The sequence below is a fragment of the Arthrobacter sp. Dra40 genome, assembly GCF_059091905.1.
This window is the reverse complement of record NZ_JBNHHB010000029.1, coordinates 1-20,236: the sequence shown is the minus strand read 5'-3', so window position 1 is coordinate 20,236 and position 20,236 is coordinate 1. Positions and strand designations below refer to the sequence as shown.

The window sequence follows — 20,236 nt, the reverse complement described above, 5'->3', positions numbered from 1 at the left end:
AGCCCGGTTAGCGGACGTCGATCACGGACCCCGCAACAATGTGTCCTACGATGGGGTGCCCCGGCAGCTCTCCAACCACGAGCAGGCCGCCCGACGTCTGCGCATCGGCCAGCATCAGCAAGTCGTCTTCCGTGATTCCCGCTCCCGGGCGCAGGTGCGGACGCACCCAGTCGAGATTGCGCCGGGTGCCTCCGGAGATGTAGCCATCCCGGAGCGCTTCCCGTGCCCCGGCGACGAGGGGTACCGCATCGCGGTTGATTACCGCGCCCACCCGGGACGCACGGCACATCTTGTACAGGTGGCCGAGTAAGCCGAAGCCGGTGACGTCGGTCGCCGCGCGGACGCCACTGCGCAGCGCCGCGTCCGCGGCATCCCGGTTCAACTGGGTCATCACGGCGATCGCCTCGTCGAAGACCTCACCGGTCTGCTTGTGCCGGTTGTTGAGCAGACCCAGGCCAATCGGCTTGGTCAGCGTGAGCGGCAGCCCGGGCTTGGCCGCGTCGTTGCGCATGAGCTGGTCGGGCGCGGCGATACCGGTCACCGCCATCCCGTATTTCGGTTCCGGGTCGTCGACCGAGTGCCCGCCGGTCACCGGACACGCCGCTTCCGAGGCCACGTCCAGCCCGCCCCGCAGCACTTCGGTCAGCAGTTCCATCGGCAGGACGCCGCGGGGCCAACCGACCAGGTTGATCGCGCTGATCGGCCGCCCGCCCATGGCATAGATGTCGGAGAGGGCATTCGCCGCCGCGATCCGGCCCCAGTCATAGGCATCGTCCACCACGGGAGTGAAGAAGTCCGCCGTCGAGAGCACTGCGAGATCCTTGCCCACCTGCACGGCGGACGCATCATCGCCATCGTCGAGCCCGACGAGAACGCCGGGGCCGGCCTGGCCGGTCAGGCCGCGGACAACGTCCTCGAGTTCACCGGGCGGGATCTTGCAAGCACAGCCTCCGCCGTGCGCGTAGGTTGTGAGCCGCACGGCTTCCGCGGGTTCTTCCATCACGCCGGTGATCGCGTTCATGGGTCCAGCATAGGAGCGACGGGCGATGTTAGCATGCACTTGGAGGCGTCCGGGTCCTGGTGGGCCCCCCGGTCTTCAAAACCGGTGAGACCGAGTACCTCGGTCTGGCGGGTTCGATTCCCGTCCGCTTCCGCCACCGCAGCAGCTCCCGTGACGCGGGAAGGAGGGGCCGTGGGCCAGAACGACCCGCGCCGGCATATTCCGCGCACCGACCAGTTGCTCGCCCATCCAGAGCTTCGCCACGCCCGCAGCCGGCTGGGCGACGACGTGATCCGTTCTACCGTGCGAGACGTGCAAGAACAGGCGCGCCGTGGCGACCTGGCCCCGGGAGACGTGGAAGCGATGGTCCTGGCCGCGGTAGCTTCCCGTGCAGCCTCCTCGCTTCGGCCCGTACTCAACGCCACCGGGGTCATCGTCCATACGAATCTTGGCCGCGCTCCACTCTCCGGTTCCGCCCGGCAAGCGCTGCTCTCGGCGGCAGGTTATGTCGACGTCGAAATGGACTTGCCCACCGGCGGACGATCACGGCGCGGGGCCGGTGCGCGGCAAGCTTTGCTGGACGCCTGTCCGGCTGCCGAAGAAGCCCTGGTGGTGAACAATGGGGCCGCGGCCCTGGTGCTGGCCACCACCGCGCTCGCCGGGGTCGGCGAAGTGGTGATCAGCCGCGGTGAGCTCGTCGAGATCGGGGCCGGGTTCAGGCTTCCCGAGCTGATCGAATCGACCGGTGCCCGCTTGCGCGAGGTAGGGACCACCAACCGGACGCATCTGGCGGATTACGCTGCCGCGGTCGGCACGCACACCGGTTGCCTGCTCAAGGTGCACCCCAGCAATTTCCGGGTCAGCGGCTTTACCTCGGGCGTCGGCATCGGCCAGCTACGCTCCCTGGCCGACGAACATCAGATCCCCCTGGTTGTAGATCTCGGCAGCGGCCTGCTCGCACCGGACCCGGTGCTGCCCGGGGAACCGGACATCTCCGGCGCGCTGGCCGCTGGTGCCGACGTCGTCATCGCCAGCGGGGACAAACTCCTGGGCGGTCCTCAAGCAGGACTGGCCCTGGGCCGTGCCGAAGTGATGGCCCGACTGGCCCGCCATCCTTTGGCGCGTGCGGTGCGGGCGGACAAGCTGACGCTGGCCGCCTTGGAGGCGACCCTCACCGGCGAACCGACGCCGGTGACGGCTGCCCTGCACGCCGACCCCATTCGGCTTCGTCAGCGTGCGGAGCGCTTGGCGGCTGCCGCCGGGGGCCGGGTGGTCGGGCATGACGGACGGGTCGGCGGCGGGGGAGCGCCCGGGGTTCCGCTGCCGGGCTGGGCGGTCCAGTTGCCCGAATCGGCCGCCCGGCGGCTGCGCACGGGGGACCCGGTAGTGCTGCCGCGGGTCCACGGCGGTGCCTGCCTGGTCGACCTGCGCTGCGTGCCCGAGGCCGACGACGAGCGGCTGGCTGCCGCCGTTCGTTCGGCACTCGCGCATGGACATGACGGGCCGAGAGACGCGGGCTCCTGAGATGTTCGTGGTGGCCACCGCAGGGCACGTCGACCACGGCAAAAGTACTCTCGTGCGGGCTCTCACCGGTATGGAGCCCGACCGTTGGGCTGAAGAGAGGCGCCGGGGCCTGACCATCGACCTCGGTTTCGCCTGGACTCGGCTTCCGTCCGGCAAGGACGTGGCATTCGTGGATGTGCCCGGCCACGAGCGGTTCCTCGGAAATATGCTGGCTGGCCTCGGGCCTGTCCCGGCGGTGTGTTTCGTCGTCGCCGTGGACGAGGGGTGGCAGGAACAATCCGGCGACCACCGCGATGCCATCGCCGCATTTGGCATCAGCCATGGGGTAGTGGTGCTGACCCGGAGCGACCGCGCGCCGGAACGGGTCGACGAGGTTCTGGCGCGGGCGCGCGCTGAGCTGGCTGGCACCGGGCTGCACAACGCACCGGCCGTCACCGTGTCCGCGGTTGCCGGGACCGGACTCGATGAGTTGCGCCGCGTCCTGGACCAGACGTTGGAATCTCTACCGCGTCCTGACCCCACGGCTCGGGTGCGCCTTTGGATTGACCGTTCGTTCAGCATCAGCGGTGCCGGGACGGTGGTCACCGGGACCTTGACGGCAGGCACCCTGAATCAGGGAGACCGGCTGCTGCTTCACGGCCATCACCATGTCAGGACGGTGACTGTACGGGCTCTGCACAGCCGCAATCAGGCGGTTCCCTCTGTCGGTCCAACCAACCGGGTGGCCGTTAATCTGCGCTCCGGCGTGCCCGCAGACGCCGTGCACCGCGGCGACGTCCTGCTCTCTGACGACAGTTGGCCGGTGGTGGACACGATCGACGTGCGACGGACCATGGGTACGCCGTTCGGCGACGTTCCGCGTGAACTGGTCGCCCATATCGGCACCGCCGCCGTGCCGTGCCGGCTGCGTCCGTTCGGCGGCGACCATGCTCGGCTGGTCTTCGATCGGCAGCTGCCGCTTGAGCTCGGGGATCGACTGGTGCTGCGGACAACGGGCAGCCGGTCGGTGTTGGCGGGGGTGCACATCCTTGACGTCGACCCACCGGCCCTCAGACGCCGCGGCGACAGCGCCAAGCGGGCGCAAAGCCTCGCGGCCATGCCTCCCGATGGAGACGCGCTGATCGAAGTCGCCCGCCGGGGTGCGGTCCGCGTAAGCCAACTGCGGCGCATGGGTGTTGCTTCCCTCGGAAAGGTCCCCGACCAGGTTCAGACAATTGGTGACTGGTGGGTACACAGGCCGGTCTTCGATGCCTGGCAGCGGCGCCTGCGACTCTCGGTCCAGGAGCTTGCGAAGAAGGACCCGTTGGCGGCCGGCCTGTCCCGCGGAGCTGCCCGGGAGCTGCTGGGACCCGAAGGTGAAGCTTTGCTGGACGCGGTGGTGCGTGAGGCGGGTTTGGAGCACGACGGCGGATTCATCCGCCTCCCGGGGCCCCGCAGCGACCTCGGCCCAGCAGAGGCGGCCGTGCGCGCCGTGGAGAGAGGCCTGAGCTCCCAACCATTCGCCGCGCCGGAGGCTCACGACCTGAAGGATCTGGGACTGGGGGAGCGCGAACTCGCGGCAGCCGAGCGAAGCGGACGCCTGCTGCGGTTGGCGGGCGGCGTGGTCCTGCTTCCACAAGCACCGGCCATGGCGATGCGTGAATTGGCCCGCCTGCCGCAGCCCTTCACGACCAGTGAGGCGCGCCAAACCCTGGGGACCACCAGGCGTGTGGCTGTCCCGTTGCTGGAACACCTCGACGGGCTGGGATGGACCCGGCGCCTCGACTCCGGCCACCGCACCCTCCTGCGCCCGGCCCAGGGTTAGGCCGCACGGGCAGTTGAGGGCGTCCGCAGCCGGTGCGTTTCAGTTAGCAGCCGATAACTAAAGTTTGTCTGAGGCAACTGTCTTATCCGCCCGGCGTCATAGGGCGGAACCTCTTCCTGCCCCGTGTTTCCGGGCGATTTCCGTTGTAGCGCTGCCATGACGGCCGTGTTTCCCATGATGGCGGGCCGTGGCTACAAGGTTGCATCTCGGTAACAACCGGATCTGAAGTGAAGTTTTTATACCCAACGCCGGGGGTTCCGGTTTACGCTCTAATGCGTGTGAGACATGCCACGTTCGGCGGGAAGCTCGTTGAACTTCAGGCGACACGGTGTATGTCCGTCCTCTGCAGCACTGCCGGGGACCTTTCAGAGACAAAACAAGGAGGCGGAATGCGTTTCGGACGTACTTCCAAAGCTATCGGTGTCGCGGCTGTAGCAGCCCTGGCCCTGAGCGCCTGCGCGACTTCGGGCGGCGGAAATTCCCCCGAAGGCACGGGCGAGTCCACTGCGGCCGCAGCCGGCGGTTCAATCAGCGTCGCTGAGACCAACGCTTTTAGCTCATTCAACTCGGATTCCGCCACGGGCAATGTCGATATCAACGGCAAAATCGCCTACATGACGCATGGTGGCTTCTACTACGTTGACAATCAGCTCAAGGTGGTACGGAACGAAGAATTCGGCAAGTACGAGAAGGTCTCGGATGACCCGCTCGTGGTGAAGTACACCGTGAACGAAGGCGCGAAATGGTCGGACGGCAATGCCGTTGACGCCGGAGACCTCCTGCTGAACTGGCTGGTCGAATCAGGCTACGCCAACGACGCCAAGACGGACGAGGAAGGCAACGTTACCAGCGGCACCAGCTACTTCGACTTCGCCGGCGACACCAGCGGGCTGGGGCTGACCGAGATGCCCGAGGTCAGCGACGACGGCCGTTCGATCACCCTGACCTACTCCAAGCCGTACGCTGACTGGGAAATCGCTTTCGGCGGCCTCAATGACGGCGGCATTGGCCTGCCGGCCCACGTGCTGGCCGAGAAGGCCGGCTTGGCCGACGAGCAGGCACTCGTCGACCTCATCCAGGGCCTGAAGCGTGGGAACCCTGATGAGCCGGCGAAGGAGAACAAGGATCTGAAGGCCGTTGCGGACTTCTGGAATACGGGCTTCGACACGAAGTCGCTGCCGACCGATGAGTCGCTCTACCTCTCCAGCGGGCCGTTCGTCGTTGATTCGATCACTCCGGATCAGTCCATCACCCTGGTTCGCAATGAGTCCTACACCTTCGGACCGCAGCCGTCAGTTGATGAAGTGACCATCCGCTTCATCGGTGCCGCCCCGGACCAGGTCAGCGCCCTGAAGAACGGCGAGGTAGACATCATTGCCCCGCAGCCTTCGGCGGACACCGTCGAACTGCTGCAAGGCATCGAGGGCGTCACCGTGGACGTCGAGGACCAGCTCGCCTACGACCACATCGACCTGAACTACACCGGTGTGTTCAAGGATGAAAACGTCCGCGAGGCCTTCATGAAGGTCGTTCCCCGCCAGGCGATCGTCGACCGGATCGTGAAGCCGCTCAAGGCCGACGCCGCACCGCTGGATTCGCAATTCTTCGTGCCGGCCCAGGATGCGTACGAGGCCTCCGCGGCCAGCAACGGCTCCGGGAACTACAAGGAAGCGGACATCGAGGGTGCCAAGAAGCTCCTTGCTGGCGCCACTCCGGAAGTCCGGATCATGTACAACAAGGACAACCCCAACCGTGCCGACGCCTACGCGCTGATCCAGGAGTCCGCTGAGAAGGCAGGCTTCAAGATCGTCGACGGCGGTCTGGGCGCCTCCGACTGGGGTGCCGCGCTGGGCAACGGAACCTACGACGCGACGATCTTCGGCTGGACCTCACCTGGTGTGGGCGTCTCGGGCGTTCCGCAGATCTTCAAGACCGATGCCGGCTCCAACTTCAACGGCTTCTCGGAGCCGGAAGCCGACAAGCTGATGGACGAGTTGATCGTGACCACCGACGCGGCGGAACAGGACAAGCTCGTCACGCAGATCGACAAGCATGTCTGGGATTCCTTCTACGGACTCCCGCTGTTCCAGTCCGTGGGCCTTGATGCGTACAACAGTGACCGCGTTGAGGGCGTGAAGTATCAGCCGAACCAGACAGGCGTCTTCTGGAACTTCTGGGAGTGGAAGGTTAAGTAGCCTTCAGGCCTGATCCTAGGCAAAGGCATGCAAGGCGTCGGGACCCTGTACACCTCGGTCCCGACGTCTTGCAGCTTTTAGAATCCATTTCCTGCCACAAGTAGTTGGGTTTTCCCAATAGTCGTCAGCGCACGGACTGCACTACGCTCATTGTGACACCGAGGGATCCACACAAGACTTCCAGAACCACATCAGCGAGGTTGAAAAACGCTATGGTGACCTACATTGTGCGGCGGCTTTTTACTGCCGTGCTTATTCTCCTGGGTGCCTCCTACTTGGTTTACCAATTGACAGCGCTGTCAGGCGACCCCCTCCATGACCTGCGCGAAAGCAATTCGCCTAACAAAGAGCAGCTGATTCAACAGCGGATCGCGCTGCTGGACCTCGGCACGCCGGCGCCGATCCGGTACTTCGGCTGGCTGGCGGGCGCAGCCAAATGCGTCATTCCCTTCGCCGGACAATGCGATTTGGGATACGCGCTGAACGGCCAACCGGTCACCGAGGCCCTTGGCCGCGCCATGGGTATGACGATTCTGCTGGTGACTGCTTCGGCGGTGCTCGCCATCGTCATCGGCGTTTCGCTCGGTATCGTCACGGCGCTGCGCCAATACAGCGGGCTGGATTACGGCGTGACCTTCATGGCGTTCCTCTTCTTTTCGCTTCCGGTGTTCTGGGTCGCCGTGCTGTTGAAGGAATTCGGTGCCATCGGGTTCAACAATTTCCTCCGGGATCCCCAGATTCCGATTTCATCGATTCTGATCATCGGCGTAGTCAGCGCCGCTGTGTGGTTCGTCTGTGCCAAGGGAAGCTACCTGAGGAAACTCGGTATGGCAGGCATCGGTTTCCTGCTGGCTGCGGCGGTGATGTGGGGGCTGTCCGTAACCCAATGGTTCAAGACTCCGGGTCTCGGCCTGGTCGTCATCGTCATCTGCGGCGTAGGAATCGCTTTCGGCATCACGCTGCTGGCCGCCGGCCTGAAGAACCGCAGAGCCCTCTATGCGGCGCTGATCACCGTGGGCATCGGCACCCTCATTTACTTCCCCATCCAGCAACTCCTGGCGCAAGCCACTGGACTGATGGTCTTCTTGCTGGTCCTTGCCACCATCTTGGTTGGTTTGGCCGTCGGCTGGCTGATGGGCGGTTACGACCGCCGCCAGAACATGAACGCCGCGGCCTTGACCTCGTTCCTGGTTGGCGGTCTCATCCTCCTTGACCGGTACATGCAGGCCTGGCCTGCCTACTTCAACAACGGCAGAATCAACGGGCGGCCCATCGCCACCATCGGGTCCGAGACTCCGAACCTGCAAGGAGACTTCTGGGTCCACGGGCTGGATACCTTCACCCACCTGCTGCTGCCGACCGTGGCACTGCTGCTGATCTCGCTGGCGTCGTACAGCCGCTACGCACGCTCCTCCATGCTGGAAATCATGAACATGGACTACATCCGGACAGCCAGGGCAAAGGGATTGAACGAAAGGACAGTGGTCATGCGCCACGCTTTCCGCAACGCGCTGATCCCGATCGCCACCATTGTTGCTTTCGACATCGGCGCTTTGATTGGCGGCGCCGTGATTACCGAGCGGGTGTTCGCGTTTGCCGGCATGGGCCAGCTGTTTGTCCAGTCCTTGGAACGGGTCGATCCGAATCCGGTAATGGGCGTTTTCCTGATCACCGGCATTCTGGCCTTGATGTTCAACCTAGTCGCGGACCTGGTCTACTCCGCGCTTGATCCGCGAGTGAGGGTAAAGGCATGAGCACCACCTCAACGAAACCCGTTGCCGCAACAGACGAGAACAAGGCGGGCCTCAGCCAGGGCCAAATCGTCCGTCGGCGCTTCCTCGGCAATACCGCCGCCTTGATCAGCCTGGTGGCTTTCGCCCTGATCCTGCTGATTGCCTATTCATCGAGCGGGATGTTCGGCCTGCCGGGCTGGTGGAAATACACGCACAACGGCGTCAATGACTTGATCAATGGCGGCCGACCCACGCTGCAACTATTCCCCTTGGGCCTGGGCGAGCACCCGTTCGGCCAGGACCGGTTGGGCCGCGATACTTTTGCCCAGACCATGCGCGGGGTCCAGATTTCGGTGGCGGTCATGTTCCTGATCGGCCTGGTGGGCGGGGCCATCGGCGTGGTGGTCGGCGCACTGTCGGGCTACTTCCGCGGCTGGATTGAAGCCGTGCTGATGCGGCTGACCGACGTCGTGATCGTGATCCCGCTGATCATCATCGCCGCCGTGATGGGCCAGGTGGCCGGTCGCGCGGTAGGCGCCGATGTCCAGCCGTATTTCCTGGGCCTGTTCGTGGGCGCCGTCGTGTGGACCGGGCTGGCACGCTTGGTGCGTGCCGAATTCCTCTCTCTGCGGGAGCGGGAATTTGTCGACGCCGCACGGATCGCCGGCGCGTCCAACGCCCGCATCATTTTCAAGCACATCCTGCCCAATGCCGTGGGCGTCATTATCGTCTCGGTGACCCTGAGCATGTCTGCGGCGATCCTGCTCGAGACCAGCCTGTCCTATATCGGGATGGGGGTTAAGGCGCCGGACGTGTCGCTGGGCTCGCTGATCAGCCAGAACCAGGAAGCGTTCCAGACCCGTCCATGGCTGTTTTGGTGGCCGGGCCTGTTTATTGTGGCCATCTGCCTGTGCATCAACTTCATCGGCGATGGGCTGCGCGACGCGTTCGACCCGCGGCAAAAGAAGTTCAATGCCAAGCGGGCGAAGGCAGCCGCGGTTTTCGCCCACCCCGAGACCGGAACCACCCAGACGACGGGCGTCTGAGATGCGCTCCCGGCGCCTTCCCGGCAGGATGTGGTCCGGCTCAGCCGGCCAGCGTCACGGCACTGAGCACTACCAGCGCGGTTCCGGCGGCGAGCACGGCCCAATTCGGTGTCCGGCCCACCGGAACGCTATCCGCTTCACCAATGCTGATCCTGTCCACGGCCAGAAGTTCCGCCCAGCGTTTCCGGACGTGGTAGGCCGCCGCCCCGGAATCGGAATTGGCGAGGTCGCCAGGACGGATCGACTGCGCGGGCCCATATGTGGTCTCCGGAAGGCCTTGGACATGATCGGCCCGGGCGCGGTGGACACCGAACATCCCGGGAGCCGGGGCGGCCCACGAGCTGTACTTCCCGCGCGGGGTAACCAAAGTCAGTGCGTACTTGGTGTCCACGGTGACCAAGGCATTCCACGGCACGGAAACAGTCCGAACCGGGTTGCGCAGCACCACCCCGTGCTCGCCGATGATGACGGCGGGGTACCAGGCCAGCCACCACGTCACGTAAGCAATGGTCAGCAGCGGCCAGGAGCCGAGCAGGCTGTCCGTCCCGTGGGTCAGCACCGAGGACACCAGGCTGACCGCCACAACGACCCAGACGACGCCGGTGAACCAGATCGCGGAGCGCGGACGGAAGACCGTGGAGCCGGCAGCAGACGTTGTCATGCCCCCATAGTTTCAGGACTGGCCACCAGTTCTCCACTAGCATCAACCAACTGCGACAGGTTGGAAGGAAAAGACCAGCTATGACCGAAATCATCGATCCGACGCTGCCGGTAGGAACCGTGGAGACGGCTCGCAGTTCAGCACCCGTCCTGGAGGTCACCAACCTCAGCGTGGACTTCGGCGTGGACAAGGAATGGGTGCCGGCCGCCATCAACCTCACCTACGACGTGAAGGCAGGCGAGGTCCTCGCCATCGTGGGCGAATCCGGTTCCGGCAAGAGCGCCAGTTCCATGGCGTTGCTGGGCCTGCTGCCGTCCAACAGCCGCGCCACGGGGAGCGTGAAGCTCAACGGACGCGAGATCCTGGGCCTGAGCAGCGCAAAGCTCCGGCAGGTCCGCGGCAACGATGTCGCCGTCATTTTCCAGGAACCCATGACTGCGATGAACCCCGTGTACACCATCGGGTTCCAGATCGTGGAGACGCTGCGGCTGCACAATGCCTTCTCGCCGGACGAAGCCAAGCAAAGAGCGCTGCGGATGCTGGAACTGGTCGAGCTGCCCGACCCGGAAAAGGCCTTCCGTTCCTACCCGCACCAGCTTTCCGGTGGTCAGCGGCAGCGCGCCATGATCGCCCAGTCGCTCTCCTGCGATCCCAAACTGCTGATCGCCGATGAACCCACCACCGCGCTGGACGTCACCGTCCAGGCCGAGATTCTGGACCTGATGCGCAATCTGCGCAATAAGCTGGACAGCGCGATTGTGCTGATCACGCACGACATGGGCGTGGTGGCCGACCTGGCGGACAAGATCGCCGTGATGCGGCGCGGCCGGATCGTGGAGACCGGAACCGCTGTGGAGATTTTCAACAATCCCCGGCATGAATACACGCAGGCCCTGCTGGCCGCCGTGCCCCATTTGGGTGGAGGCTCAGACGTCGACGCCGAAGTGGACATTACAGCGGCCTTGGCCGCGGCGACCGGCGCCTCGCTCAGCATCAACGAGACCGAGCTGCAACGGCGCGAACGCGAGAACGCCGAAGCCCTGGCACAGTCACTCCACGACGTGGCCAGAGGAGAAGCCGTGCTTGAACTGGCCAACGTGGCCATCGAATACCCCAAGCAGGGCCGCGTCCCGGCTTTCCGGGCGGTGGAAGGCGCCAACCTGTCCATCTACCCAGGCCAGGTTGTTGGCCTGGTGGGGGAGTCCGGCTCGGGCAAAACGACCATCGGCCGCGCCGCCGTCGGGCTGCTGCCCGTTGCGGAGGGATCGCTGCGCGTGGTCGGGCAGGAAATCGCCGGCGCGCGGCCCAAGCAGCTGCACGCGCTGCGCCGCCAGGTGGGCATGGTGTTCCAGGACCCGTCGTCCTCGCTGAACCCTCGGCTGCCGATCGGCGAGAGCATCGGCGAACCCATGTACTTGGCCGGCGTTGCCAAGGGGGCCGCCCTGCAGCGGAGAATTGAGGCGCTGCTGGACCAGGTGGAGCTGCCGCGGGCCTACCGCAACCGTTATCCACACGAGCTCTCCGGGGGCCAAAAGCAGCGCGTGGGCATCGCCCGGGCGCTGTCGTTGGAGCCCAAGCTGATGGTGGCGGACGAACCCACGTCCGCACTGGACGTGTCGGTCCAGGCCACGGTGCTGGACCTATTCCAGAATCTGCAGCAGGAACTGGGGTTCGCCTGCCTATTCGTCACGCACGATTTGGCCGTCATCGACGTTTTGGCCGACCGCATTTGCGTCATGCGGCACGGCCGGATCGTTGAGCAGGGCACCCGGGACGAGATTCTGCGCAACCCGCAGGAACTGTACACCCAGCGGCTGCTGGCGGCGGTGCCGTTGCCCGATCCCGAGAAGCAGCGCGAACGCCGCGAGCTGCGGGCCTTGCTGCTGGCCGCCGGCGACTGAGTCCACCATGAAATTTTGCCATCCATAGTGTTGCGCCCCTGTCCATGATGAAATGATGGGCAGGGGTTCAGCCCAATACCGGCCGGTGCGATCAGTTGCGCGCACCGGCCGGTCTTCGTTCACGTCAGGAGTGTCAGTGGTTCGCAGCATGAACATCGAGGCGATCGAAAACGGCATCGGCGTCAGCTGGTCCACGGTCGAGGACTTCCTCACCGGGATCGACGCCACAACGCTTAGCCACAAGGAAATTGCCCTGGCCTTGAATGAGTCCGGTTTAGCCGAGGGCTGGTGGGCACAATCGGCGACCATTGCCTTCGAACAGCAGATCGGCCGGCGCCAGCCGGGCCAAGACTGCGACGGCGAGTTCCAGACCTCGGTGAGCAAGACGGTACGCGGCAGCATGGACCAGGCGCGGGATCAGTGGGTTGCGGTGGTCGGCGGTGCGGAGGAATTCTCGGGCATCGGGGTCACCCGCGGGCCGGACTTGAGCGACACCTCAAAGTGGCGCTACTGGCGCTGCGGCTTGGCGGACGGTTCCCGGGTCAATGTGCACATCTACGAGAAGGCAGCAGGCAAGGCCTCGGTAGGCCTGCAGCATGAGCGGCTGGAGTCGGTCGAGCAGCTCGATCACTGGCGCGCCTTCTGGAAGGCCAAGCTCGGCGAGCTGGCCTGAGAATTGACGGGGATGAAGCAAGCACACTCCGGCGTCGCAGGCCGGTTGTTGGCGCCGTGATCGGCTTCGGCTCCGGTGTCCGTTAGGCCATCAGTGGCACGGCGGATTACAATGGAGTGCCTACCCGCATCCGGGCACGGCGCTGGCTGTCCGATATTAGGCCCAGGTTCCATGTAATCCACGGAAGAGTAATCCCGCATGTCTGAAACCACCGCATCGACGCAGAGCGCCGTTCGCAGCGACCTTCGCAACGTCGCCATCGTAGCCCACGTCGACCACGGGAAGACCACCCTCGTGGACGCCATGCTGAAGCACACTGGTGCCTTCTCCAGCCACGGCGAGACCGAAGAGCGCGTCATGGACTCCGGGGAGCTGGAACGGGAAAAGGGCATTACCATCCTGGCCAAGAACACCACCGTGTTCTACTCCGGCCCGGCCGCCCAAGGCGAGACCATCACCATCAGCGTGATCGACACCCCGGGCCACGCCGACTTCGGCGGCGAGGTGGAGCGCGGCCTGTCCATGGTGGACGGCGTGGTCCTGCTGGTCGACGCCTCCGAGGGCCCGCTGCCGCAGACCCGTTTTGTGCTGCGCAAGGCGCTGGCCGCCAAGCTCCCCGTCATCCTGGTGGTCAACAAGACCGACCGTCCCGACGCACGCATCGACGCCGTCGTAGCCGAGGCGATGGACCTGCTGCTGGGCCTGGCCTCCGACCTGGCCGACGAAGTCCCCGATCTGGACTTGGACGCCGTCCTCAACGTTCCCGTTGTCTATGCTTCCGGCAAGGCCGGCCGCGCCTCGCTGACCCAGCCCGCCGACGGCAGCTTGCCGGAGGACGAGGACCTGGAGCCGCTGTTCGCCACCATCATGGAGCACGTTCCTGCCCCGTCCTATGATCCGGAGGGCGTGCTGCAGGCCCACGTGACCAACCTTGACGCTTCCCCGTTCCTGGGCCGCCTGGCGCTGCTGCGCATTTACAACGGCACCCTGCAGAAGGGGCAGACCGTGGCTTGGGCCCGCCAGGACGGCCAGTTGAAGAACGTTCGGATCTCCGAGCTGCTGGCCACCAAGGGACTGACGCGTGTTCCGGCGGAATCGGCCGGCCCGGGCGAGATTGTCGCCGTCGCCGGCATCGAGGACATCACCATCGGTGAAACCCTGACCGACGCCGAGAACCCGCAGCCGCTGCCGCTCATTACGGTGGACGATCCGGCCATCTCGATGACCATCGGTATCAACACCTCGCCGCTGGCCGGCCGGGTCAAGGGTGCCAAGGTCACCGCCCGCCAGGTCAAGGACCGGCTGGACAAGGAGCTGGTGGGCAACGTCTCGCTGAAGGTGCTGCCGACCGAGCGCCCGGACGCCTGGGAAGTCCAGGGCCGCGGCGAGCTGGCGCTGGCCATCCTGGTGGAGCAGATGCGCCGCGAAGGTTTTGAGCTGACCGTGGGCAAGCCGCAGGTGGTCACCAAGACGATCGACGGCAAGGTCCACGAACCGATGGAACACATGACCATCGACGTGCCGGAGGAGTACCTCGGCGCGGTGACCCAGTTGATGGCCGCCCGCAAGGGCCGGATGATCAACATGGCCAACCACGGCACCGGCTGGGTCCGGATGGAATTCATCGTTCCGGCCCGCGGCCTGATCGGCTTCCGCACCCGCTTCATGACCGAAACCCGGGGCGCCGGCATCGCCGCCTCCATCTCCGAGGGCTACGAGCCCTGGGCTGGCCCGATCGAGTACCGCACGAACGGCTCGATGGTGGCCGACCGTTCCGGCGTGGTCACTCCCTTCGCGATGATCAACCTGCAGGAACGCGGCTCCTTCTTCGTGCAGCCCACCTCGGAGGTCTACGAAGGCATGATCGTCGGCGAGAACTCCCGCGCCGATGACATGGACGTGAACATCACCAAGGAAAAGAAGCTCACCAACATGCGTGCCGCTTCCTCCGACAGCTTCGAGAACCTCACCCCGCCGCGGACCCTCACACTGGAAGAGTCCCTCGAATTCGCCCGCGAGGACGAATGCGTCGAGGTCACTCCGGAGGCGATCCGCATCCGCAAGCTGGTCCTCGACGCCAACGAGCGGCTCAAGGCCGCCCGTGCGCGCGCCAGGGCATAAGCTAGAACGTATGACAGAGCAAAGGCAACCCGCCGGAGACCACGGCGGGTTGCCTTCCGCTTTTAACCCATCCGACGAGGCGTCGGAACGGGGTGAAGCACGACGACGGCGTCCCCCCTTCCAGAGCTGGGGCACCGCGGTCTTCGGTGCAGCGGTTACGGCGGTGGTGGGCACGGCCCTGCACTCGCAGATTCTCTATGCAGAGGACGCCAGCTATCCGTGGGGAGCCGCGGCGGCTCTGCTGTTCGCCCTGGCGGTGATGGTCTGGGCCGGACTCAAGGCGCGCAATGTGCTGATAGCCGGGCTGACGGGCGTTCTCTCGTATGTTCTGGTTGGCCTGATGGCCTTGGCGCCGGGAACCGAACCGCTGATTGTCACGGGAACTTCCGCCGCGGTGGAACTGCCGATTGCCGTGGCCGGCCGGATCTGGATGATCGGGCTGGTCCCGGCCACGCTTGCGGCGATGCTGATCTGCATCTGGGCACTCAAACCGCGGCCGGCCAAAGCCTGATTCCGCAGGCGGGGAGGGTGTCAGTTGGCAGGGATGTCAGTTGGCCGTTTGGTCCAAGTGGTGGGCCAGGAAGATTGAGGTTGCGGTCCCGTCCTCGTCCGCGGGCAGCATCGCGTACTCCTCGAAGATTGCGCGGATCTTCGCCAGCATCTCGTTGCGGTGCGCGTCGTTGAGCTTGATACCCATCCGCGTCGTTTCGATCTCGTCCGGGGCCAGGCCCTCGATCTCCTGCAGGAAGGTCTCGACCAACACGGGTGCCGCATCCGGCATCTTGGCGCCCCAGGACATACGGGTGGCGCGGTAGGGGACTTCCTTGGCTCCGCGGTTGCCCTTGCGCGGTTCTTCGGCCTCCAGGAAGCCAGTGTTGAGCAGCGTGCGCACATGGTGCAGCGACGTGGCCGGATTCAGGCCGAGCAGCTCCGCGATCTCCTTGTTGGTGCGGGACCGGTGCAGGCAGAGCCGGAGAATACGCAGCCTGACCGGCGAGCTGAGCGCCCGGCCGGTGGCTTGCAGGTCCTGATCCGTAGGCATGAATCCAGCATACGACACCGGCGGCAGAATGATTGACTTTCCCCAATCGCTGACCGACACTGTGACGGTGACCGAGCCCCCTGCCCCGCATGCTGTCGAAGCCACCGCGGAAGCCGAACCCTCCGCGCCGCGGGAGGCACCGCCGTCGTTATGGCGGGACCGGAACTTTGCCGCCTTCTGGTCCGCCCAAACCATCAGCCAATTCGGGGTCCAGATCGGCCATCTGGCCATGCCGGTGCTGGCGGTGGTTATTCTTGGCGCCAGCGAATTCCATGTGGGCGTGCTCACTGCCAGTGCCACCGCGGCGTTCCTGCTGATCGGGCTGCCGGCAGGAGCGTGGGTTGACCGCTGGCTCAAGCGACGGGTCATGATCACGGCGGACCTGGTTCGGGCCGCCGCCATGCTGTCCGTACCGCTGCTGTGGTGGATGGACCTACTGCAGATGTGGCATTTGTACGCGGCGGCGGGCGTGCTGGGCGTCGCCACCGTGTTCTTCGATGTGGCGTATCAGAGTTACGTGCCGGTGCTGGTCCGCAACGATCAGGTTCCGGGTGCCAACTCGAAACTGGAGAGCACCGCACAGTTGGCGAGGATGGCCGGACCGGCCGCCGGCGGCGGTCTGCTGCAGGTGATCGCGGCGCCGCTGCTGTTCCTGGCGGACACCGTGGGCTATCTCATCTCGGCGCTGTTCCTGGCCCGAACCCGGGACCGCGAAGTGCGTGCGCCCCGGCACGACCGGCGACCGCTGGCCGTCGAAATCAAGGAGGGGCTCCGCTTCGTGGTGAGGCATCCGCTGATCAGCCGGATAGCTGCCTGCACTGGCCTCACGAATTTCTTCGCGGGATTGGCGTCTACGCTGTTTCCCATCCTGGTGCTCCGTGAGCTGGGCCTGGGGCCGGGCTCACTGGGGCTGGTCTATTCGGTGGCTGCGGCCGGGGGACTGCTGGGCGCGGTGGCGGCGCCAAGGCTGGCGCGGGTGACCGGTGAGGGAGCCCTGATCCCGCTGGCCAGCATTGCGTCGGCAGTGTTCCTGATGGCGATGCCGTTGTCGGTGCTCATGCCGGACGACGACTCGGCGCTGGTCCTGTTGATCGCCGGCGAGGCCGGGCTCTCCTTCTGCTCGCTGGTCTACAACGTGATGCAGGTGACGATGCGCCAGCGGGTGTGCCCGCCCCGGCTGCTGGGGAGAATGAACGCCTCGATCCGGTTTGTGGTGTACGGCGTGTTGCCGCTCGCCGGGCTGCTGGCGGGCGTGCTGGGCCAATACATCGGCGTGGTGGCCACGCTGTGGATCGGTGCGGCCGGGTCCTTCCTCGCGGCGGCGCCGGTGCTGTTCTCCCCGCTGTGGTCGCTGCGCCAGCTGCCGGACAGCTACGAGGGCTGACGGCCGGCCCGCGGACCGCGCCGCGGCGGAGCGGGCGGAACCTGCTTGGCCGCGGTCACCGCGGACAACTGAACAACGAGGTCGCCGCGCCGCGCCGTCCTGACCGTGCAGGTCTCGGCATCCGCGGCCAGCAGTTCACCGAGGGCGTCCGTTACCCCGCCCTCAATCCGGTAGCGGACCACCACCCGCGTTCCGGGCGCGGCCGAGGCCAGGAACGCTGCGGGAGTAGCGGGTATCACGTGACCATCCTAGGGGAGCGGCCCCCGGCTGGGGAGATAATGGTCCCAAGCGATACGCTTGGGCTAACTGTTCAGAAAGGTGCTGACGGACGTGACGTACGTAATCGCACAGCCGTGTGTGGATGTAAAAGACAAGGCATGTATTGAAGAATGCCCGGTGGACTGTATTTACGAAGGTGAACGGTCCCTGTACATCCATCCGGATGAATGTGTCGACTGCGGTGCGTGCGAACCGGTGTGCCCGGTGGAAGCAATCTATTACGAGGATGACACTCCCGAGGAGTGGGCCGACTACTACAAGGCGAACGTGGAGTTCTTCGACGATCTGGGTTCCCCGGGCGGTGCTGCCAAGCTGGGCAACATCCACAAGGACCACCCGCTGATCGCCGCGTTGCCGCCGCAGAACCAAGACTGACTCGATGAGTTCTTTCGGCCTGCAGCTGCCGGAGTACCCGTGGGATGCCATGGCACCCTATGCGCAGAAGGCGGCAGAGCACCCCGGCGGCGCCGTGAACCTGTCCATCGGCACGCCGGTCGACTCTACTCCGGCCATTATCCGCGAGGCCTTGACCGCCGCCGCCGACGCCCCGGGCTATCCGACCACGCACGGCACTGCCGAACTGCGTGAAGCGATAGCTGACTGGTTTGCCCGCCGCCGCAACGTTCCCGGAATGGACCCAGAGGCGATCATGCCCACCGTCGGCTCCAAGGAACTTGTCGCGTGGTTGCCCACGCTGCTGGGACTCGGCGAGGGCGACGTGGTGGTGCGGCCCGTCGTCGCGTATCCCACGTATGACATGGGGGCCATCCTGGCCGGCGCCACCCCGGTGGCCGCCGACAGTCTGGCGGACCTGGATGCGCAGACCCGGAGCCGCGTGAAGCTGGTGTGGGTCAATTCGCCGGGTAACCCCACCGGCATTGTCCGGGACCAGGACGAGCTGCGCGCCCTGGTGGAGGATTCCCGGAAGCTGGGTGCCGTCGTCGCCTCCGACGAATGCTACGCGGAACTGGGCTGGGGCGGTTGGGACACTGCGCGCGGCGGACGGGCCGTTCCCAGCGTGCTGGATCCCGCGGTGGCGCAGGGCTCGCACGAGGGCCTGCTGTGCACGTATTCGCTCAGCAAACAATCGAACCTCGCCGGCTACCGGGCGGCCTTCCTGGCCGGGGACCCGGAGTTGATGCCCAACCTGATTAACAGCCGCAAGCACGCCGGCATGATCGTGCCGTTCCCGGTGCAGGCCGCGATGCGTGCGGCGCTGCGGGACGATGCGCATGTGCAGGAGCAAAAAAACCTTTACCGGGGCCGGCGGGAGCGGCTGTTGCCGGCGCTGGAGAAGTTCGGCCTGAAGATCCACCATTCCGAGGCCGGGCTGTACCTGTGGGGAACTGCCGGAGAAGATACGTGGACAACCGTGGGCCGCTTTGCCGAACTGGGCATCGTGATCGGTCCGGGGGTGTTTTACGGCGATGCCGGAAACGGCTACGTACGAGTGGCACTGACCGGCAGCGACGAACGGATCGACGCCGCCGCCGAACGGCTTTCCTGACCCGCGCAGGCGGCCACTCACTGTGGATACGAACAAAAATGTGAGTCGCGGATTAGATATATCGGCGACTGTGCAGGTAGCGTTTTACCCGAGTATGTGCATGCTCAGAGCCACAAGCGCCCGGCGTGCCGTTAGCTTCCAAACCTCCTGAAGGGGACTCAATGACTGAGCAGACCGGTGCCACGCTGCACTTTCCCGGCGGCGAACTCGAACTTCCGCGGCTCAAGGCCGCCGAAGGCAATGACGGTTATGACGTATCCAAACTGCTGAAGCAGACGGGCGCGGTCACCTTCGACCCGGGGTTCATGAACACCGCGGCGACCACCTCCGCCATCACCTACATCGACGGCGACGCCGGCGTGCTCCGCTACCGCGGCTACCCGATCGAGCAGCTTGCCGAGCACTCGTCCTTCCTGGAAGTGTCCTACTTGCTGATCTACGGCGAACTGCCGACGCCCACGGAGCTGGAAACCTTCGACCACAAGATCCGCCGCCACACCCTGCTGCACGAGGAGCTCAAGGGGTTCTTCGGTGGGTTCCCGCGCGACGCACACCCGATGCCGGTGCTGTCCTCCGCCGTCAGCGCGCTGTCCACGTTCTACCAGGACTCGCTGGATCCGTTTGATGACGAGCAGGTGGAACTGTCCACCATCCGGCTGATGGCCAAGCTGCCGGTGATCGCCGCCTACGCGCACAAGAAGTCCATCGGCCAGGCCCTGCTGTACCCGGACAACTCCATGAACCTGGTGGAGAACTACCTGCGGCTGAGCTTCGGCTTGCCGGCCGAGCCCTACGAGCTGGACCCGACCGTGGTCAAGGCGCTGGACCTGCTGCTGATCCTGCACGCAGACCACGAGCAGAACTGCTCCACGTCCACCGTGCGCCTGGTGGGCAGCTCGAACGCCAACATGTTCGCGTCAGTCTCCGCTGGCATCAACGCCCTGTTCGGTCCGCTGCACGGCGGCGCCAACGAGGCCGTGCTGAACATGCTCCGCCAGATCCAGGCCAGCGGCCAGGAGCCGGAGCAGTTCATGGAGAAGGTCAAGAACAAGGAAGAAGGCGTGCGCCTGATGGGCTTCGGGCACCGCGTCTACAAGAACTACGATCCGCGCGCCCGTCTGGTGAAAGCCACGGCGCACGAGATCCTGGGCAAGCTCGGCGGCAACGATGAGCTGCTGGACATCGCCATGCGCCTAGAAGAGAAAGCGCTGGCGGACGACTACTTCATCGAGCGCAAGCTGTACCCGAACGTGGACTTCTACACCGGCTTGATCTACAAGGCCATGGGCTTCCCGGAGAAGATGTTCACCGTGCTGTTCGCCATCGGCCGCCTGCCGGGCTGGATTGCCCAGTGGCGCGAAATGAT

Annotated in this window: 17 protein-coding genes and 1 tRNA gene; 14 read left to right on the top strand and 4 right to left on the bottom strand. The window is 65.3% G+C overall.

The window, feature by feature from the left end; genetic code table 11:
• Positions 1-7: 7 nt before the first annotated feature.
• Positions 8-1,021: a selenide, water dikinase SelD gene (selD, locus tag AC5RWT_RS14315; protein WP_494080754.1), complete on the bottom strand. Its 1,014-nt coding sequence runs from the start codon at positions 1,019-1,021 to the stop codon at positions 8-10.
• Between the two features lie 41 nt (positions 1,022-1,062).
• Between selD and AC5RWT_RS14310 the strand changes: the two genes are divergently transcribed.
• The 6 genes from AC5RWT_RS14310 (at position 1,063) to AC5RWT_RS14285 (ending at position 9,302) form a co-directional block, all read left to right on the top strand.
• Positions 1,063-1,157, top strand: a tRNA-Sec gene (locus tag AC5RWT_RS14310).
• 35 nt (positions 1,158-1,192) lie between these two features.
• Positions 1,193-2,524: an L-seryl-tRNA(Sec) selenium transferase gene (selA, locus tag AC5RWT_RS14305; RefSeq protein ID WP_494080753.1), complete on the top strand. Its 1,332-nt coding sequence runs from the start codon at positions 1,193-1,195 to the stop codon at positions 2,522-2,524.
• A gap of 1 nt (position 2,525) precedes the next feature.
• The gene (selB, locus tag AC5RWT_RS14300; protein WP_494080780.1) at positions 2,526-4,328 is read left to right on the top strand and encodes a selenocysteine-specific translation elongation factor; all 1,803 of its coding nucleotides are present in this window, start codon (positions 2,526-2,528) and stop codon (positions 4,326-4,328) included.
• A gap of 389 nt (positions 4,329-4,717) precedes the next feature.
• Entirely contained in the window at positions 4,718-6,523 is a 1,806-nt protein-coding gene (locus AC5RWT_RS14295; protein WP_494080752.1) for an ABC transporter family substrate-binding protein, read from the top strand.
• Between the two features lie 212 nt (positions 6,524-6,735).
• Positions 6,736-8,277, top strand: coding sequence for an ABC transporter permease (locus tag AC5RWT_RS14290; protein ID WP_494080751.1), 1,542 nt, complete (start codon positions 6,736-6,738; stop codon positions 8,275-8,277).
• The gene (locus tag AC5RWT_RS14285) at positions 8,274-9,302 is read left to right on the top strand and encodes an ABC transporter permease (protein WP_494080750.1); all 1,029 of its coding nucleotides are present in this window, start codon (positions 8,274-8,276) and stop codon (positions 9,300-9,302) included. Before AC5RWT_RS14290 ends, AC5RWT_RS14285 begins: the two co-directional genes overlap by 4 nt.
• Positions 9,303-9,342: 40 nt before the next feature.
• Here the strand turns inward: AC5RWT_RS14285 and AC5RWT_RS14280 are convergent, their stop codons facing one another.
• Positions 9,343-9,963 (bottom strand): PH domain-containing protein, encoded by a 621-nt coding sequence (locus AC5RWT_RS14280; protein ID WP_494080749.1) that lies wholly within the window; start codon positions 9,961-9,963, stop codon positions 9,343-9,345.
• Positions 9,964-10,043: 80 nt separating this feature from the next.
• Here AC5RWT_RS14280 and AC5RWT_RS14275 point away from each other — a divergent pair, with 80 nt between their 5' ends.
• The 4 genes from AC5RWT_RS14275 to AC5RWT_RS14260 all read left to right on the top strand — a co-directional run bounded on the left by AC5RWT_RS14275 (position 10,044) and on the right by AC5RWT_RS14260 (position 15,169).
• Entirely contained in the window at positions 10,044-11,864 is a 1,821-nt protein-coding gene (locus tag AC5RWT_RS14275; RefSeq protein WP_494080748.1) for an ABC transporter ATP-binding protein, read from the top strand.
• 136 nt (positions 11,865-12,000) lie between these two features.
• Positions 12,001-12,537 (top strand): hypothetical protein, encoded by a 537-nt coding sequence (locus tag AC5RWT_RS14270; protein ID WP_494080747.1) that lies wholly within the window; start codon positions 12,001-12,003, stop codon positions 12,535-12,537.
• A 198-nt stretch (positions 12,538-12,735) separates the two neighbouring features.
• Positions 12,736-14,658: a translational GTPase TypA gene (gene typA, locus AC5RWT_RS14265; RefSeq protein ID WP_494045490.1), complete on the top strand. Its 1,923-nt coding sequence runs from the start codon at positions 12,736-12,738 to the stop codon at positions 14,656-14,658.
• Positions 14,659-14,668: 10 nt separating this feature from the next.
• Positions 14,669-15,169, top strand: coding sequence for a hypothetical protein (locus tag AC5RWT_RS14260; protein WP_494080746.1), 501 nt, complete (start codon positions 14,669-14,671; stop codon positions 15,167-15,169).
• Positions 15,170-15,205: 36 nt separating this feature from the next.
• Here the strand turns inward: AC5RWT_RS14260 and AC5RWT_RS14255 are convergent, their stop codons facing one another.
• A complete protein-coding gene (locus tag AC5RWT_RS14255) occupies positions 15,206-15,700 on the bottom strand; it encodes an ArsR/SmtB family transcription factor (RefSeq protein ID WP_494045492.1) in 495 nt (164 codons plus the stop codon).
• A 67-nt stretch (positions 15,701-15,767) separates the two neighbouring features.
• Between AC5RWT_RS14255 and AC5RWT_RS14250 the strand changes: the two genes are divergently transcribed.
• Entirely contained in the window at positions 15,768-17,084 is a 1,317-nt protein-coding gene (locus tag AC5RWT_RS14250; protein ID WP_494080745.1) for an MFS transporter, read from the top strand.
• Here AC5RWT_RS14250 and AC5RWT_RS14245 read toward each other — a convergent pair.
• Positions 17,072-17,323, bottom strand: a complete 252-nt coding sequence (locus AC5RWT_RS14245; protein ID WP_494080744.1) for a putative acetyltransferase — start codon at positions 17,321-17,323, stop codon at positions 17,072-17,074. The two genes, AC5RWT_RS14250 and AC5RWT_RS14245, sit on opposite strands and share 13 nt — an antisense overlap.
• Positions 17,324-17,414: 91 nt before the next feature.
• On the opposite strand from AC5RWT_RS14245, the gene fdxA reads away from it, so the two are divergent.
• The 3 genes from fdxA to AC5RWT_RS14230 form a co-directional block, all read left to right on the top strand.
• Complete coding sequence (fdxA, locus tag AC5RWT_RS14240; RefSeq protein ID WP_494080743.1) at positions 17,415-17,738, top strand: ferredoxin; 324 nt, start codon at positions 17,415-17,417, stop codon at positions 17,736-17,738.
• Between the two features lie 4 nt (positions 17,739-17,742).
• Complete coding sequence (gene dapC, locus AC5RWT_RS14235; protein WP_494080742.1) at positions 17,743-18,870, top strand: succinyldiaminopimelate transaminase; 1,128 nt, start codon at positions 17,743-17,745, stop codon at positions 18,868-18,870.
• Between the two features lie 161 nt (positions 18,871-19,031).
• Positions 19,032-20,236 (top strand): citrate synthase (locus AC5RWT_RS14230; RefSeq protein WP_494080741.1); only part of this gene is annotated, 1,205 nt, incomplete at its 3' end.